The sequence below is a fragment of the Mesorhizobium sp. AR02 genome, assembly GCF_024746835.1.
In the GTDB taxonomy this organism is placed as follows: domain Bacteria; phylum Pseudomonadota; class Alphaproteobacteria; order Rhizobiales; family Rhizobiaceae; genus Mesorhizobium.
Map to the genome: position 1 here is coordinate 1,969,118 of NZ_CP080531.1, position 16,422 is coordinate 1,985,539.

Annotated in this window: 14 protein-coding genes; 7 read left to right on the plus strand and 7 right to left on the minus strand. The window is 64.4% G+C overall.

Annotation, left to right across the window (positions count from 1 at the left end; all coding sequences use genetic code 11):
- Positions 1-12: 12 nt before the first annotated feature.
- The 5 genes from DBIPINDM_RS13730 to DBIPINDM_RS13750 are packed head-to-tail and all read right to left on the minus strand — an operon-like array spanning position 13 to position 5,267.
- Positions 13-1,284: a CaiB/BaiF CoA transferase family protein gene (locus tag DBIPINDM_RS13730; RefSeq protein WP_258587761.1), complete on the minus strand. Its 1,272-nt coding sequence runs from the start codon at positions 1,282-1,284 to the stop codon at positions 13-15.
- Positions 1,285-1,327: 43 nt separating this feature from the next.
- Positions 1,328-2,368: an ABC transporter ATP-binding protein gene (locus tag DBIPINDM_RS13735; protein ID WP_258587762.1), complete on the minus strand. Its 1,041-nt coding sequence runs from the start codon at positions 2,366-2,368 to the stop codon at positions 1,328-1,330.
- Positions 2,365-3,441: an ABC transporter ATP-binding protein gene (locus tag DBIPINDM_RS13740; protein ID WP_258587763.1), complete on the minus strand. Its 1,077-nt coding sequence runs from the start codon at positions 3,439-3,441 to the stop codon at positions 2,365-2,367. Before DBIPINDM_RS13740 ends, DBIPINDM_RS13735 begins: the two co-directional genes overlap by 4 nt.
- A 3-nt stretch (positions 3,442-3,444) precedes the next feature.
- The gene (locus tag DBIPINDM_RS13745) at positions 3,445-4,287 is read right to left on the minus strand and encodes an ABC transporter permease (RefSeq protein WP_258587764.1); all 843 of its coding nucleotides are present in this window, start codon (positions 4,285-4,287) and stop codon (positions 3,445-3,447) included.
- A complete protein-coding gene (locus tag DBIPINDM_RS13750) occupies positions 4,287-5,267 on the minus strand; it encodes an ABC transporter permease (RefSeq protein ID WP_416361778.1) in 981 nt (326 codons plus the stop codon). Before DBIPINDM_RS13750 ends, DBIPINDM_RS13745 begins: the two co-directional genes overlap by 1 nt.
- A gap of 219 nt (positions 5,268-5,486) precedes the next feature.
- On the opposite strand from DBIPINDM_RS13750, the gene DBIPINDM_RS13755 reads away from it, so the two are divergent.
- The 6 genes from DBIPINDM_RS13755 (at position 5,487) to DBIPINDM_RS13780 (ending at position 13,230) form a co-directional block, all read left to right on the plus strand.
- Complete coding sequence (locus DBIPINDM_RS13755; RefSeq protein WP_258587766.1) at positions 5,487-6,296, plus strand: IclR family transcriptional regulator; 810 nt, start codon at positions 5,487-5,489, stop codon at positions 6,294-6,296.
- Between the two features lie 116 nt (positions 6,297-6,412).
- Positions 6,413-7,165 carry an SDR family NAD(P)-dependent oxidoreductase gene (locus tag DBIPINDM_RS13760; RefSeq protein WP_258587767.1) on the plus strand — a complete coding sequence of 251 codons (753 nt, stop codon included), beginning with the start codon at positions 6,413-6,415 and terminating at the stop codon, positions 7,163-7,165.
- Between the two features lie 236 nt (positions 7,166-7,401).
- Positions 7,402-8,751, plus strand: coding sequence for a glucoamylase family protein (locus tag DBIPINDM_RS13765; RefSeq protein WP_258587768.1), 1,350 nt, complete (start codon positions 7,402-7,404; stop codon positions 8,749-8,751).
- Positions 8,741-10,270 carry a mercuric reductase gene (locus DBIPINDM_RS13770; protein ID WP_258587769.1) on the plus strand — a complete coding sequence of 510 codons (1,530 nt, stop codon included), beginning with the start codon at positions 8,741-8,743 and terminating at the stop codon, positions 10,268-10,270. The genes DBIPINDM_RS13765 and DBIPINDM_RS13770 overlap by 11 nt, the downstream gene beginning before the upstream one ends.
- Before the next feature lie 168 nt (positions 10,271-10,438).
- On the plus strand, positions 10,439-11,659 hold the full coding sequence (locus DBIPINDM_RS13775) for a glycosyltransferase family 4 protein (protein ID WP_258587770.1): 1,221 nt from the start codon (positions 10,439-10,441) through the stop codon (positions 11,657-11,659).
- A 119-nt stretch (positions 11,660-11,778) separates the two neighbouring features.
- Positions 11,779-13,230, plus strand: coding sequence for a glycosyltransferase (locus DBIPINDM_RS13780; RefSeq protein ID WP_258587771.1), 1,452 nt, complete (start codon positions 11,779-11,781; stop codon positions 13,228-13,230).
- Between the two features lie 70 nt (positions 13,231-13,300).
- Here the strand turns inward: DBIPINDM_RS13780 and DBIPINDM_RS13785 are convergent, their stop codons facing one another.
- Positions 13,301-13,876, minus strand: a complete 576-nt coding sequence (locus tag DBIPINDM_RS13785) for a DUF1349 domain-containing protein (protein WP_258587772.1) — start codon at positions 13,874-13,876, stop codon at positions 13,301-13,303.
- A gap of 54 nt (positions 13,877-13,930) precedes the next feature.
- Positions 13,931-15,370, minus strand: coding sequence for an aldehyde dehydrogenase family protein (locus tag DBIPINDM_RS13790; RefSeq protein ID WP_258587773.1), 1,440 nt, complete (start codon positions 15,368-15,370; stop codon positions 13,931-13,933).
- 274 nt (positions 15,371-15,644) lie between these two features.
- Between DBIPINDM_RS13790 and DBIPINDM_RS13795 the strand changes: the two genes are divergently transcribed.
- Complete coding sequence (locus DBIPINDM_RS13795; protein ID WP_258587774.1) at positions 15,645-16,304, plus strand: TetR/AcrR family transcriptional regulator; 660 nt, start codon at positions 15,645-15,647, stop codon at positions 16,302-16,304.
- Positions 16,305-16,422: the final 118 nt, after the last annotated feature.

Sequence of the window (16,422 nt, forward strand, 5' to 3'; positions counted from 1 at the left end):
TCCGTAAAAAAGTCAGGCGGAAACAGGCTCAGCGGCAGGCGTGAAAACGCCAATGGCGCCGGCGCCGATCAGTTGGTCGATGGTCTCGGGGCTGTAGCCGAGGGTGTCGGTCAATACAGCGGCCGTGTCCTGGCCGAGCATCGGCGGAGCGGTGAAGTCGGCGGTCAGCTGCGCGGCGAGCCCCTGCGCCGGGCGCACCATGGCGACGGAACCGAGATGCGGATGCGGCAAGGTGTGGACGAGGCCGCGCTCACGGACATTCGGGCTATCGAAGACTTCCGGGATCGACTTCACCGTGCCGGCCGGCACGCTGGCCGCGGCACAAGCCGTCATCCAGTGACCACGCGTCTGCGTCCGGAAGACGGCGGCGAGTTGCGGGATCAACGCCTCGCGATTGGTGGCGCGAGCGCCTGCCCTGATGAAACGCTGGTCCTTCGCCAGATGCGGCAGGCCGACGACCTTTTCGCACAGCGCCGCGAATTGCTTGTCATTACCGACGGCGAGCGCAAATCCGCCATCGGCGGCTTCGAATATTTGATAGGGAACGACCGTCGGATGCGCGTTGCCGTAGCGGGCAACCTCGCGGCCGGTGTTGAGGTAGCCGCTGCCGACATTGATCAGAAGGCTTAACGCACAGTCGATCAGCGACAGGTCGAGGAACTGGCCCTTGCCGGTCGTCGCGCGCTCGTAAAGGGCGGCCAGGATCGATTGGGTGGCGACCATGCCGCAGACGATATCGGTGATGGCGACGCCGACACGCATCGGCTCGCCGTCGGTCTCGCCTGTGATGGCCATCAGGCCGCTTTCGGCCTGCATGACGAAATCATAGCCGGGGCGGCCGGCATCGGGGCCGGTCTGGCCATAGCCGGAGATCGAGCAGTAGATCAGGCGCGGATTGGCGGCGCTGAGCTCCTTGTAACCGACGCCAAGACGGTCGGCGGTGCCGGAGCGGAAATTCTCGACGACGATGTCGGCCTTCGCGGCCAGTTCGCGCACGATAGCCAGGCCTTGCGGGCTTTTCATGTCGAGCGCGATGCTCTGCTTGCCGCGATTGGCGCAGAGATAATAGGTCGAGACGCCCTTGTAGCTCGGCACCGACCAGGCGCGGGTGTCGTCGCCGCCATCGATGTTCTCGATCTTCCAAACCTCGGCGCCAAGATCGGCAAGGCTCATCGTTGCCCAAGGACCGGCGAGCACACGCGAGAGATCGAGCACCTTGATGCCTTCGAGCGGCAGGCGCGCGCGGTCCGTTATCGCGGCATCGTTGGTTTGGGCTTCAGTCACATCGCAATCCTTCGGTAGATTCGGTAGCTGCCTGGCCAAGCGGTCAGACAGTCCTGAAGGCATTGACGGGTTCCGGGAAATGGCAGGCGACACGGTGCTTTTCGCCGGATGGTCCGAGCGGCGGCTCGACGGAGGCGCAGATCGCCTGCGCCTTGAAGCAGCGTGTGCGGAAGCGGCAGCCCGACGGCGGATTGAGCGGGCTCGGCACGTCCCCGGTCAGCACGATCCGCTCGCGCTTGCGCTCCTTCTCGGGGTTGGCGAGCGGCACGGCCGACAGCAGCGCCTGCGTGTAAGGATGCAGCGCCTTGGAATAGAGCTCGGCTGCCGGCGCGATCTCGACGATCTTGCCGAGATACATCACCGCGACCTGATGCGAGATGTGGCGCACGACCGAGAGATCATGGGCGATGAACAGGTAGGATGTGCCGAAGGACTGCTGGATGTCCTTGAGCAAATTGAGCACGCCGGCCTGCACCGAGACATCGAGCGCAGAGACCGGCTCGTCGAGGATCACCACTTGCGGGTTGAGCGCGAGCGCGCGGGCGATGACGACGCGCTGGCGCTGGCCGCCGGAGAGTTCATGCGGGTAGCGCTTGCCGTGCTCGGGATTGAGCCGCACCAGTTCGAGCAGTTCGGCGACGCGCGCGCGGCGGTCGGCCTTCGACATGTCGCTCATGCGCAGCGGTTCGGCGATGTTGTCGGCGATGCGCATGCGCGGATGCAGCGACCCGTAGGGGTCCTGGAAGACGAGCTGGATGTAGCGCCGCATCAGGCGCATGTCTTCGTGATTGAGCGCGAGCAGGTTCTGGCCGCGGAACCAGCTTTCGCCGCTGGTCGGCTCGATCAACCGCATCAGGCAGCGCCCGAGGGTCGACTTGCCGCAGCCGGATTCACCGACAAGGCCGAGCGTCTCACCTGGTGCCACGTCGAAGGAGACATCGGCAACCGCACGGACATGGGCAACCGCGCGGTCGAAGACGAGGCCGCCGCGAACCGGGAAATCCTTGACCAGATGACGAACCGACAGCGCTGCTTCCGGCGCTGGCCTGGTTTCCGCTTGAATCTGCTCCGCTGCTGCGCTCATCGGGTCACGCTTCCAGTCTCCAGGCTTGCCGCTGCCAGCGCAGCGCTGTGGAAGGGCGGCAAGGTCGTCGCGAAATGGCAGGCTGAGAAGCGGCCACCAATGTCATGCAGCGGCGGATCGTCAACCCGGCAGCGCGCCTCGGCATGGATACAGCGCGGATGGAAAGCGCAGCCGCCCGGCAGCCGGCCAAGTGCAGGCGGCGAGCCGTCGATCGAGAACAACCGGTCGCGGCTTTCCTCGAGGTTCGGGATCGAGGCGATGAGGCCGCGCGTATAGGGATGGCGCGGGTCCGCGAACAGGTCCGACACGGTGGCCTGCTCGACGACACGGCCGGAATAGACGACGGCGACGCGGTCGGCATGGCCGGCGACGACGCCGAGGTCATGGGTGATCAGCACCAGGCCGAGGCCGAGTCGCTCCTGCAGCGAGCGCAGCACGGTCAGGATCTGCGCCTGCACCGTCACGTCGAGCGCCGTGGTCGGCTCGTCGGCGATCAACAGGTCTGGGTCGTTGGCGACGGCCATGGCGATGACCGCGCGCTGGCGCATGCCGCCGGAGAATTCATGCGGATACTGGCTGACGCGGCGCTCCGGCTGCGGGATCGCCACCAGGGCGAGCAGTTCGACCGCACGCGCCATGGCCTGCTTGCAGGTGACACGCTGATGCAGCCTGACCGCCTCGGCGATCTGGGCGCCGACGGTCATCACTGGATTGAGCGAGGACAGCGGATCCTGAAAGATCATGGCGATGCGCGCGCCCCTGATCTTGCGCATTTCGCGCGACGATTTGCCAACCAGTTCCTCGCCCTTGAAGCGGACCGAGCCGGTGACCACCGCGTTCTTCGAGGTCAGGCCGAGTGCCGCAAGCATGCCGACCGACTTGCCCGAACCGGATTCGCCAACAATGCCGACCACCTCGCCCTTGGCGACGTCGAGGTCGATGCCGCGCACGGCCTCGAACTGGCTGCCGGCCTTGCGGAACCCGACCCGCAACCCGCGTATGGACAGCAGCGGCTCGCGCTCGCCTGGCCTGTCGATCGCGCCGGAGCGCGCTGAAGATAGCTGTGCGCTCATCGCCTAGTCCGACCTTGGATCGAGAATGTCGCGCAGGCCGTCGCCGATGAAGTTGAAGCCGAGCACGATGGTGAGGATGGCGACGCCGGGGCCGAAGGCGATCCACCATTGGTAGAAATGCACGGCGCCGTCGGAGATCATCGAGCCCCATTCGGGCGTCGGCGGCGTGGCGCCAAGGCCGATGAAGCTGAGCGATGCGGCAAGCAGCACGACCTGGCCGAGATCCATGGTGGCGCTGATCAGCACCGGGGTCCAGCAGAGCGGCAATATGTGCGTGAACAGGACGCGGCTTGGCCGGGCGCCGGCGGCGATCGCCGCCTCGACATGCTCGCGCTCCTTCACCTCCAGCACCTGCGCGCGCATCAGCCGGGCGTAGACCGGCCACCAGACCAGCACCATGGCGATGGCCGCATTGCCGAGGCCTGGCCCGAGTGAGGCTGCGACAGCCATGGCCAGCAGCATCGGCGGGAAGGAGAGAGTGATGTCGACCAGCCGCATGATCGCCGCACCCGTCAGGCCGCCGACGAAGCCGGAGATCGCGCCGAGCAGCGAACCGATGACGACGGCCGAAACGACGACCAGAACCGCGATCGGCAGCGAATGCGCCGCCCCGTGCAAGGTGCGGGCCAGCACGTCGCGGCCGAGTGCGTCCGTGCCCAGCCAATGCGCCCAGCTCGGCGGCTGCAGGCGGCGCGCCACCATTTCCAGCGGATCGAACTGCACCACCAGATTGGCGAACACGGTCATGAACAGCCAGAACAGGATGACGACCGTGCCGATGACGAGCGGCGCGGTCAGCCATTCGGGGATGGCGGCGGAGCGGGATTTGGTGACGATTGCCGACATCAGCTCAACCTCACGCGCGGATTGGCGACGACATAGAGGATGTCGGTAATGAGGTTGGTGACCAGGAAGGCGAGGCCGCCGACGATGGTGACGCCGATGATCGCCGGGAAGTCGAGCGCGCGCGCCGCCTCGACCGCATAGGAGCCCATGCCTGGCCAGGAAAAGATGGTCTCGGTCAGCACCGCGCCGGTGATCAGATAGGCGAAGGAATAGCCGATGACGGTCAAGGTCGGCACCATGGTGTTGCGCAGCGCATGCACGGTGACGACGCGGAATTCGCTCGCCCCCTTGGCGCGCGCGGTGAGCACGAATTCGCGGCTCATCACGTCAAGCATGTTGGCGCGCACCAGCCGCGATATGGTTCCCGATACCGTCCAGCCGAGCACGAAAGCCGGCAACAACAGATGCCACACAGCATCCTTGAAGACGGTGAGGTCGCCGGCCAGCAGCGAATCGATGGTCAGGAATCCGGTGATGCCGGGCGGCAGCGGCAGCCTGGCATCGAGCCGGCCCGGTCCCGGCAGCCAGTTCAGCATGACGGAGAAAATGAAGAGCAGGCCAAGGCCGGACCAGAACACCGGCAGCGACGAGCCGAACAGAGCGAACAGCCGCGCGCCGTGGTCGATCAGGCTGTTGCGGAAATAGGCGGCCAGCACGCCAAGCACGATGCCAAGCGTGGTGCCGAAGATCATCGCGGCGAAGACCAGCTCGAGCGTTGCCGGCAAGCGGTAGAGGATGTCGGTGCCGACATTGCGCTTGGTGATGAAGGACGTGCCGAGGTCGCCACTCAACAGATTGCCAAGATATATCATATAGCGTTCCGGCAGGGAACGATCCAAACCCCAGCGGGCCTTGGCGGCGGCCACCACTTCGGGATTGCTCATCTGCTGCTCGGCGACGATTGCCGTCAGGGGATCGCCCTTGGTCACCGTGGTGATCAGAAAAGCAATGGTGACGATGCCAAGCACCAGGAACGGCATCGCGATAAGCCGGCGCAAAATATAGCGGGACACGTGGCTACCTTCACAAGGACGGGCTTCGTAAGATGGCACAGGGCGCTTGAAGATGCCATCGAGGGGACATATTGACAGGCTGCAAAAGCTGCTGTCAATATAAATGGAATTTAATTTCATTTTTTACTGCACCGCGCCGGCGAGACCGGCCCGACAGGCGGACACTCCGCCAGAAAGATCGCCAGCGTGCGCAAGCGAGCGACAAGGGACGAGACGGAACTCGACGGCGATGGCGCACAGCTTTCCTCATCGCTGGTGCGCGGGCTCGGCATCCTGCGCGCCTTCCGGCCGGGCGACACCTCGCTCGGCAACCAGGACATCATCGCGCGCACCGGCCTGCCCAAGGCCACGGTTTCGCGCATCACCTACACGCTGAGCGCTCTCGGCTACCTCCTCTACGACAAGGACCTCGGCCGCTACAGCCTGGGGCCGGCGACGGTGGCGCTCGGCTATTCGGCGCTGAGCTCCAGTGCCGTCGTCCACATCGCCAGGCCGCTGATGCAGCCGCTGGCCGACCTGACAGGGGCGGCGGTGGCGATCGGCACGCGCGACAGCCTCAACATGGTCTATCTCGCCAATTGCCGGTCGGAGAGCCTGGTGACGCTGCGGCTCAACCCAGGCTCCTATTTGCCGATCTGGAAGACTTCGATGGGGCTGGCCTATGCGGCGGGACTTCTGCCGGAAGAACGCGCCAGTCTTGTGCGTACACTGCAAGAGGCAGAGCCCGATAAGGCAGCAATGATCGCGGCGGCGATCGAGGACGCGATCGCCCAGCATGCGCGGATCGGCTATGTCACCTCGTTCGGCGCCTGGCACAGCTATATCCACGCGGTCGGCGTGCCGTTCCGCCCGCGTGACGGCTCGCCGCTGGTCGCCATCACCTGCGGCGGCATCGGCGAGATCATCACCGAGCAACGCGCGCATGCCGAGATTGGCCCCGCGCTGGTGGCGATGGTGGAAGCCCTGCGCCAGCAGCTCGAGGGGACTGCGGCATAGGCTGCCCCGGGCATTGGCCCAGACGATCGGCCTGCATGCCGGCTTGAACTTGCCTGGTCGTGACCTCACAGTCTCCGCCGATGGCCTTCAGCCAACATAGACAGGGGGAGACTCAGATGCCGATGAACTTCGCGGGACGCTTCGCCGGCCGGTCGGCCGTCATCACCGGCGGCGCCTCGGGCATCGGCCTGGCAGTTGCGCAAAGGATCGTCGACGAGGGTGGGCGCGTTTGCGTCTGGGATCGCGATCCGGCCCAGATCGAACAGGCAAAGGCTATCGTCCCTGGCCTGCACGGTGTTGCCATCGACGTCGCCGATGCCGCCGGCGTTGAAGGCGCCGCCGCACGGACGATCGAAGCCCTTGGCGGCGTCGACATCCTGGTTACCAGTGCGGCGATCACCGGGCCGAACATGACGACCTGGGCGTATTCGGTCGAGGATTGGCAGAGGGTCATCGACATCAACATCAACGGCGTCTTCTACTGCAACAAGGCGCTGGTGCCGCATATGCTCGAGCGCAATTACGGCCGCATCGTCAACATCGCCTCGATCGCCGGCAAGGAAGGCAATCCCAACGCTTCCGCCTACAGCACCTCGAAGGCGGCGGTGATCGGCCTGACCAAGTCGCTCGGCAAGGAACTGGCCAAGACCAAGGTGACGGTGAATTGCGTGACACCGGCGGCCGTGCGCACCGCAATCTTCAAGCAGATGAGCCAGGAGCATATCGACTTCATGCTGTCCAAGATACCAATGGCGCGCTTCGGCGAGGTCGAGGAAGTGGCGGCGCTGATCTGCTGGATCGCCTCGGAAGAATGCTCGTTCACGACCGCCGCCGTCTTCGACGTCTCCGGCGGGCGCGCCACGTATTGAGCCTGATCGAAACATCCCCGCATTGGCCGATGCAACTACAATTCCGCGTGACGAGGCAACGATCGGAACCGGACAGGCGTATAGTAGCTGACGTCTGTATGGGCAGTGACAGAACAGGATTTGCGGGAAAGCGATGACACGACGAGACAGTTTGGCAGGGCCGATGATCCATGGCTGCCATACCGGCACCGCGCGATCGACGGGAGCATTGACCATCAGGCTGGGGTTTGCATCGTTTGCCTGAAGCAGATCCCGCCGCGCTATCCGACGACGAGCTCCTGGACCGCTATCAGCGCGCGGCCTTCGGCTATTTCCTGGAGACTGTGAACCCCGACAACGGGTTGGTCGCCGATACGTCGCGGCCGAACTCCCCGGCCAGCATCGCCGTCGTCGGTTTCGCCCTCTCCTGCTATCCGATCGGCGTCGAGCGCGGCTGGATGACGCGCGCGGCGGCGGCGGAGCTGACGCTTGCGGCGTTGCGCTTCTTCTCCACCAGCCCGCAAGGCGGGGGTGATGATGTCACCGGCCACAAGGGCTTTTACTACCATTTCCTCGACATGCGCACCGGCCTGCGCGTCTGGCGCTGTGAGCTGTCGATGGTGGACACCGCCTTGCTGATGGCCGGCATACTGGTGGCCGGCGCCTATTTCTCCGGCGAGGACGAGAGGGAGGCCGAAATCCGGCAATTGGCCGAAGCGCTCTACCGCCGCGTCGATTGGCGGTGGGCGCAAGGCAGCACGCCGACCTTGCGGCAAGGCTGGAAGCCGAAGAGCGGTTTTCTGCACTATGGCTGGGAAGGCTACAACGAAGCGACCATCCTCTACGTGCTGTCGATGGCCTCGCCCGACAGCCCGACCTCCGACGACAGCTACAAGGCCTGGACGGCGACCTACCAGTGGGAAAACATCTACGGTCATGACGTGCTCTATGGCGGGCCGCTGTTCATGCACCAGTTCTCGCATGCCTGGATCGATTTCGCCGGCATCCGCGACGCCTTCATGCGCGAGAAGAATTCCGACTATTTCGAAAACAGCCGCCGCTCGACCTACCTCCAACGCGACTATGCCCGCCACAACCCCTATGGCTTTGACGGCTATGGCGCGAACCTTTGGGGCCTTTCGGCAGGAGACGGACCAGGCGGCTTCCGCGCCAGTGTCGAGCGACGGCGGCACCGGTTTTCCGGCTATGCCGCGCGCGGCGCTCCCTTCGGGCCGGATGACGGGACGATCGCGCCATGGTCCTATCCGGCGTCGCTGCCCTTCGCCCCCGATATCTGCCTCGCCGCCATACGCCATCTCGGTGACCGCTATCCCCAGGTGATCGACAATTTCCGGCTGCCGAGCGGCTTCAATCCGACCTTGGCCAACCGGCGAAAATTCGGCCGCAACGGCTGGGTGTCGGAAGGCCATTACGGGCTGGACCAGGGCATCGTGGTGATGATGATCGAGAACCACCGCTCGCGCCTGATCTGGGAGCTGATGCGATCCAATCCTCACATCCGCCGTGGCCTGGGGAAGGCCGGCTTCACCGGCGGCTGGCTGTCGCAGCCGGCAGGCCCCGCTTCAGGGGGCCGCGATGGCGCGTGAACGGACAAAGGCCGCCACTTTCCCTGTCGACCGCAACGACGTCGAACTGATCCGGGACGCGCATCCGCCGCACTGGAAGAACCCTACCCCAGACGGCCCCTACAATCTCGTCGTCATCGGCGCCGGGTCGGCCGGACTGACCGCGGCGCGTGACGCCGCAAGCCTTGGCGCGAAGGTTGCGCTGATCGAGCGCAGGTTGATCGGCGGTGCCTGCGTCAATGTCGGCGGCGTCCCGTCGAAGTCGATCATCCGCACGGCCAGGCTCTATGCCGACATGCGCGATGCCGAGAATTTCGGCGGCGACACGCCGGAGCGTCTCCACGTCGACTTCGAGCGGGCCATGATGCGGATGCGGCAGATCCGGCAGCGGCTCAGCCGCGCCGATTCGGCCGCGACCATCGCTTCGGAAGGCATCGACCTCTATTTCGGCGAAGCGCGCTTCGCCGGACCGGATTGCGTGGCGGTCGCGGACAAGGTCCTGCATTTCAAAAAGGCATTGGTTGCGACGGGCGCGCATCCGAGCGGGCCGGCGATCCCGGGACTTGCCGAAGCCGGTTACCTCGACAACGAAAGCATGTTCAACCTCACGGAATGTCCCCAGCGGCTCCTGGTCATCGGTGGCGGGCCGCTTGGCTGCGAGACGGCGCAGGCCTTCTGTCTGCTTGGCGCGAAGGTCATCCTGGCGCAGAGCGATCCGATGTTCCTGCCTGGCGAGGAACGCGACGCCGCGCAGATCCTTTCGGACGCGCTGGCGCGCGAGGGCGTCGAGGTGCGCCTGAACACCGAAGTGGTGGCGGTGCGGACGGAGGGCGGCAAGAAGCTCGCCGACCTGATGCGGGACGGCGACACGACGACGATTTCCGTCGATGAGATCATCACCGGCGTCGGCCGTTCGCCCAATGTCGATGGTCTCGGCCTGGAAGACGCCGGGGTGGCGTATGACGCCAACGGCATCAAGGTGGACGATCATTTGAGAACCACAAATCCGCACATCTACGCGGCGGGCGATGTGTGTCTCGAATACAAGTTCACCCATACCGCCGAGGCCACGGCGCGCATCGTCGTGCGCAATGCCCTGTTTCGCGGGCGCGAAAGGCTCAGTGAACTCGTCGTTCCCTGGTGCACCTATACCGATCCGGAGATCGCCCATGTCGGGCTCTATCCGATCGAGGCGCGGCGGAACGGCATTCCGGTCAAGACCTATACGGTGCTGATGCACGATGTCGCCCGTGCCGTGATGGACGGCGAGGAGGAAGGGTTCGTCAAAATCCATGTCCGGGAGGGATCCGACCGTATCCTCGGGGCGACGGTCGTCGCCAGCCATGCCGGCGAGATGATCAATGCGGTGACGCTCGCCATTCGGTCGGGCATGGGATTGCATGCCCTGGCCGATGTCATCCATCCCTTCCCGACGCAGGCCCAAGGCATCAAGATGGCGGGCGACGCCTACAGGCGAACCCGGTTCACCTCCTTGCGCAGGCGTCTGGCGGCGCGCTGGCTGGCATGGTCCAGGCGATAAGCCGTGCAGCCGGCCGAGGGCTCGGACGGAAATATTCAAAAATAGACACTGCTTGACGAAAGCCTTGTTCAGCTAAACAAGGTGGCTCCGATGTTTGTGATCACGGAATCGTTATCAATGCCATCTGAATCGGACCCCCTGCCTGACACAACGCCTCCGGCGCCCGCATTGAACGGCACAGGCGCGCAACCGGCTGTCGCCACCCCCGCGCGGGTGGCGCAGAAGCGTACGCTGATCGTGTCGTACGATCCGGGCTTTCCGCCGGCTTCGGGCTCGGATCTGAGAAACTACCGCAACGCCGAAGCGGCTGCCAGGTTCGGACCGGTCTGCCTGGTTTCGGTGCGGCCGAAGATAGCCATGGATGCTCCCGGTCCGTTAATCCGCGTCGAGGGGCTGTCGATCGCGGGAGAGCCCCGCACGGCCTCGATCGGCTGGTGGCGCTCAAGGGTGGAGAATCGCATACCGCGTTCCGCCCTGACGCGGCTTGAGACGCTCGCCCGTGAATTCCGCCCTGACACCATCATTGTCGAGGGCATCGGCCTGTTCAAGCTGCTGCGGCCCCTGCGGCCGCTGGCCGAGCAGCTCATTCTCGACATGCACAATGTCGAGTCCGACCTGGCCGGACAGATCAGGCGTCTCAGTGCCAAGCGAACCGCGGCGGCATTCGGCGTCAGGTTCCTCGAGAGGAAGGCACTATCCCTTGTAGACAGAGTATGGGTTTGCTCGAACCTGGATCGCCAGAAGCTGATGACGCTTTCCCGGCACAAGATCCCGATCGACGTCGTTCCGAACGGAATTCCGCAAGCCGGGGATGGTCCCGCGCGCCTGCCTGCCGAGCCGTCGACCGGCAACGGCTTTCCGGTGATCGTGTTCATCGGCCATCTCGCCTATCCGCCAAACGTCGATGCCGCGCAGCGATTGGCCAGTGTCATATTGCCCCCCATCCGAAACGCCCTGCCGGATGCCAGGCTTGTCCTGGCGGGACGCACGCCGAGACCGGAGGTGCAGGCATTGGCCAGATTGCCTGGTGTGGAGCTCATCGAAGATCCCGCGGATGTGGCGCCATTCTTGTCCAGCGCGCATCTCACCATCGTCCCGCTGACGGCGGGCGGCGGCACGCGCATCAAGATCCTGGAAGCAATGGCCGCGGGCGTGCCGGTGATCGCCACGCCGATCGCGGCCGAAGGCCTGGACCTGGTCGAAAATGACGAGGTGCTGCTGTCTCACTCCGACGAAACGCTTGCCGAGATGGCCATCGGACTCTGTCTCGATCCCGAACGCAGGGCGCGGCAACGCCTTCGCGCGCATCAGGCGGTATGGGCAAGGTTCGGCCCGCAAGCGATCCGCGACGCCGTTCGTGACGGGCTTGGACTAAACGGTGCCGCATGATCCCAGCCATCCTGCACCAGACATGGAAGAGCGACACCATTCCCGCACGCTTCCAGGCATATGCCGACAGCTGGAAACGGCATAATCCGCGCTGGACGGTGATGTTCTAGAGCGACCGGATGTTGCTCGAATTCGTGGCCGGGCACTACCCTGATTTCCTGCCGATGTTTTGCAGCTATACGAATGGCGTGCAGCGGTCGGATGCTGCCCGCTATATGCTCCTGCATCATTTTGGCGGGGTCTACGCCGACATCGATTGCGAATGCGTCGCCGCCTTCGATCCGATCATGGACGAAACCCGGATCGTGCTGTGCAAGGAGCCGGCTTCGCATGCGGCCGTCCAGGCGGATTTCCGGGGTCTGCCCTACCTCCTGTTCAACGGAACAATCGCGAGCCCGCCTCGCCATCCATTCTGGCTGCATCTCCTGTCCATGATGCCGGGGCTCGCCGGCGCCAAGGACGTGCTCGACGCGACCGGTCCCTGTCTGTTGACCTCCGCGCAGCGCGGCTACAGCGATCAGGCGGCCTTCGCCATTCACCCTTCCGGCCTGTTCGCGCCGGTGACATCGGACGGCAGCACGGAGCGTGAGACTGGCGACGATACGGCAGCACTTTCGATCCACCACTGGGCCGCCACATGGTGGATCCCGGAGCCGCCACCGAAATGGACGACCAAGCTTCGCAACCGAGCCTATCGGCTCCGGTACCACCTGACGCGCGGCGCGTATCTGGATGAGGCTGTGGCGAAAGCCAGCGTCGACAAGGCGGTTCTGGCGGCACCGCCGCCTTCAGGCCAAAACATCGCCGTCCTGGTGCCGCTTCGCGACGCCGCCGACCTCATCCAACCGTTTCTCGATGCGCTGGACGGGCTCGACTATCCCAAGGACAGGATCAAACTGGTCTTCTGCGAAGGCGACAGCCTGGACGGAAGCTGGGAGCGGCTGCATGCGGTGACGGCGGGATTAGCCGGCAAATATCGTGACATTGTCCTGCTGCAAAGACAGGTCGGCACCCGGCTCGACAGGGTAAAGCGGGCAAAGCCTCGCATGCAACGCGTAAGGCGCGGCGCGATTGCCAAGGTGCGCAATCACCTGATCGATCACGGGTTGAAAGAAGACGACGACTGGGCGCTGTGGATCGACATCGACGTCTGGCGCTTCCCCCATGATGTGCTGAACCGGCTGATCGCCACGCGACATCGCATCGCGGTGCCCAACTGCGTGAAGATCGCCGGCGGCGGCAGCTTCGACCTCAACAGCTTTATCATCAGACGGCAGACCAGGGATTATCGCTACTACCGCGAGATACGCGGCGGTCTCCACCAGCCTCCGGCACAGACACCAAATCGATATCATCTGAGCGATGTCAGGCATCTCCACATCATCGGCCTCGATGCGGTCGGCGGGACCATGCTGCTGGTCGATGCCGCCTTGCATCGCGGCGGCCTTCGCTTCCCCGAAATTCCCTACCGCGACCTGATCGAGACCGAAGCCTTTGGCATGCTCGCCAACGATCTCGGCATCAGGCCGGTCGGTTTGCCGAAGCTGGAAATCCTACACGTCCCCTGGTGAAGCGGCAGCCAGCCGAAGTTCTTGCCTGAGGGGCTCCAGACAGACCTGTGGCCGCAGATGTCGCCAGGCGTCAGTCGTGCAACTCCCGTGAAATCGGCGGACCGACCGAAAATCCGGAGAACGTGACCTCGAAACCCTCGCGCTGCGGCGAACAGCACATCATGCCGAGATCGACCGTCTTCGAGACCGGGAAATAGGCAAGCCGCACCGGTTTCCAGTGGCCGTCCGAAGCATCGAGATACTGGACGCGGATCGCCTCACCATGGCGGGTGAGGCGGATCCTGACGCCGTTCGGATCGGCGTGAATGGCGACCAGCGACCAGTCCGATGTGTCGTTGGTGACGACGACTGAGAAATAGGCGAGGCCGTCGGTGTATTCGATACCGGCCTTGATCCAATGCGTTTCGCTCAGCCGGACCATCAGTCCAGCCTGGTCATAGAGCACCTTGTAGTCGCCCTTGACGGTGACTTCGGCAGTGAAGTCGCCCTCGACCGGCCGATGCAGGAAGTGGCCATTGTCACGCCAGAAACCATAGAAGGTCTCGCGCCAGAAATCGGTCTCCCTGCCGGTGCGCACGCGGACGGCATCACCGTCGATGACGTGGTGCGGCGGCGGGTTGAGCCAGGTCAGGTCCTGCAATGTCATTGCCTCATGCCGTTTCCGCGGTGAAAGCTCGCCGGCCGATGAGCCGGCGCCCGGTCAGCCTGCAAAGGTATAGGCGGTCTTCACCGTGGTGTAGAACTCCATGGCGTAGCGGCCCTGTTCGCGCGGGCCGTAGCTCGAGCCCTTGCGGCCGCCGAAGGGAACATGGAAGTCGACGCCCGCCGTCGGCAGATTGACCATCACCATGCCGGCCTCCGAATTGCGCTTGAAGTGGGTGGCGTGCTTCAGGCTCGTGGTGCAGATGCCCGAGGTCAGCCCGAAGGGCGTGTCGTTGGCAACGGAAAGCGCCTCGTCATAATCCTTGACGCGGATGACGCTGGCGACAGGGCCAAAAATCTCCTCGCGCGAGCTGCGCATGGCATTGGTGGCCTCGGTCAGCAGCGCCGGCCTGAGATAGAAGCCCGGCGTCTTGCGGTCGAGCCGTTCGCCGCCGAAGGCGAGCGTGGCGCCCTCCCTGACGCCGATGGCGATGTAGTCCTCGTCCTGCTTCAACTGTGTCGCGTCGACCACCGGGCCGATCTGCGTCTGCGCGTCGAGCGCATCGCCGATCACCAGCTTGCCCATGCGATCCTTGAGCGCGTCGACGAAACGGTCGTGAATGCCGTCCGTCACGATCAGTCGGGACGAAGCGGTGCAGCGCTGGCCGGTCGAGAAGAAAGCACCGTTGAGCGCACAATCGACAGCGACCGCAAGATCGGCGTCGTCGAGCACGACCAGCGGGTTCTTGCCGCCCATTTCGAGCTGAAACTTGCGCATGTGCTCGACGCTTGCGGCGGCGACGCGTTTTCCCGTGCCGACCGAGCCGGTGAAGGTGATGGCGTTGACGTCAGGGCTGTCGAGCATCGCCTGGCCGACCACCGAACCCTTGCCCATGACGAGGTTGAGCACGCCCTTCGGCAGGCCGGCGCGATGCAGGATATCGACGATGGACCAGGCGCTTTCGGGAACGAGTTCGGCCGGCTTGAAGACGATGGTGTTGCCATGTGCCAGCGCCGGAGCGATCTTCCAGGCCGGAATGGCAATGGGGAAATTCCACGGCGTGATGATGCCGACCACGCCGACCGCTTCGCGCGTGATTTCGACGCCGACACCCGGCCGCACGCTTGGCACCATCTCTCCGGCCAGACGCAATGTTTCGCCGGCAAAGAAATCGAATATCTGGGCGGCGCGAATGGTTTCGCCAATGCCCTCGGCCAGCGTCTTGCCTTCCTCACGTGCCAGATTGCGGCCGATCTCGTCCTTGCGCGCCATGATCTCGTCCGAGGCCTTTTTCAGCACCGCGTGGCGCGCCAGCGGACCGGAGCGCGACCATGCCGGAAACGCCGCCTTGGCCGCCGCGATGGCCTGCTTGGCCTGTTCGACACCTGCCGAGGCATATTCGCCGACGACGTCGCCTGTATCCGAAGGGTTGATGTTGCGGGAGCCGGCGTCGCCGACCCATTCGCCATCGATGAGGTTCTTTCGAAACTGCGCCATGTCCTGGTCTTTCCTGCTGGTTGGCCGCGCGGCGGCATCTGTCTGAATTGGTATTTGCCAGACAAATGCCTGGCGGGAAAGCAAACACTGGCCGAGCAGCCGCGACAAAAATCCCCAAGCCTGTCCTTGCGCCGATCGTGCGGCGGCGCCAGCGCCCCATCGACGGCAACCCGGCTAATATCCGCGGGGCGCCATCCAGGCTCAAGCGAATTGCTCTGTACAGTCATGTCCATAGCCTTGATTTGCCTGACCCGGCGTGTCATGCGTCGTGCTGATGGCAGCTCTCGAAACGACGATCCAGCGCGCCGGCGCCACCGGCAACATCAAGGCCACGCGTGAAGACTGGCTGAAGCTGGCGCTTGAAACACTGATCTCGGATGGCGTCGAACGCGTCCGCGTGCTGACGCTTGGCCAGCAACTCGACGTCTCGCGTTCCAGCTTCTACTGGTATTTCAAGAGCCGCCAGGATCTGCTCGACCAGTTGCTGGACTATTGGCGGCAGACCAACACCAGGTTCATCGTCGAACGCGCCTCGCGGCCTTCCGCGACCGTCATCCGCGGGGTGATGAGCATTTTCGAATGCTGGGTCGACGAAAGGCTGTTCGATCCCCGGCTGGATTTCGCCATCAGGGCCTGGGCCCGCCGCTCCCCCGCAATCCGGCGCGCACTCGACGAGGCCGACGAAGAACGCGTCAATGCCATACGCGACATGTTCAAGCGTCATGGCTATGAGGAAGAAGATGCGTTCGTGCGCGCCCGCGTGCTCTATTTCATGCAGATCGGCTATTACTCGCTCGAACTCAACGAACCGATGAGCACCCGCCTGGCCCAGGTCGCCTCGTATCTGCGCAGCTTCACCGGCCAGGAGCCTCCGGCCGAGGATGTCGAGGACTTCGCGCGCTACGTCGAGAAGACGATTTCCGGCAAACGGTAGACGCGGACACCGGCCGCCTCGACTATACCGCTTTTCTTAAATCCCATAGCCAGCTTGCTCCGCGTCAGCTTCGCAATACACTAGACACATGTGTACAATGCCGGTAGGATGCGCCGCC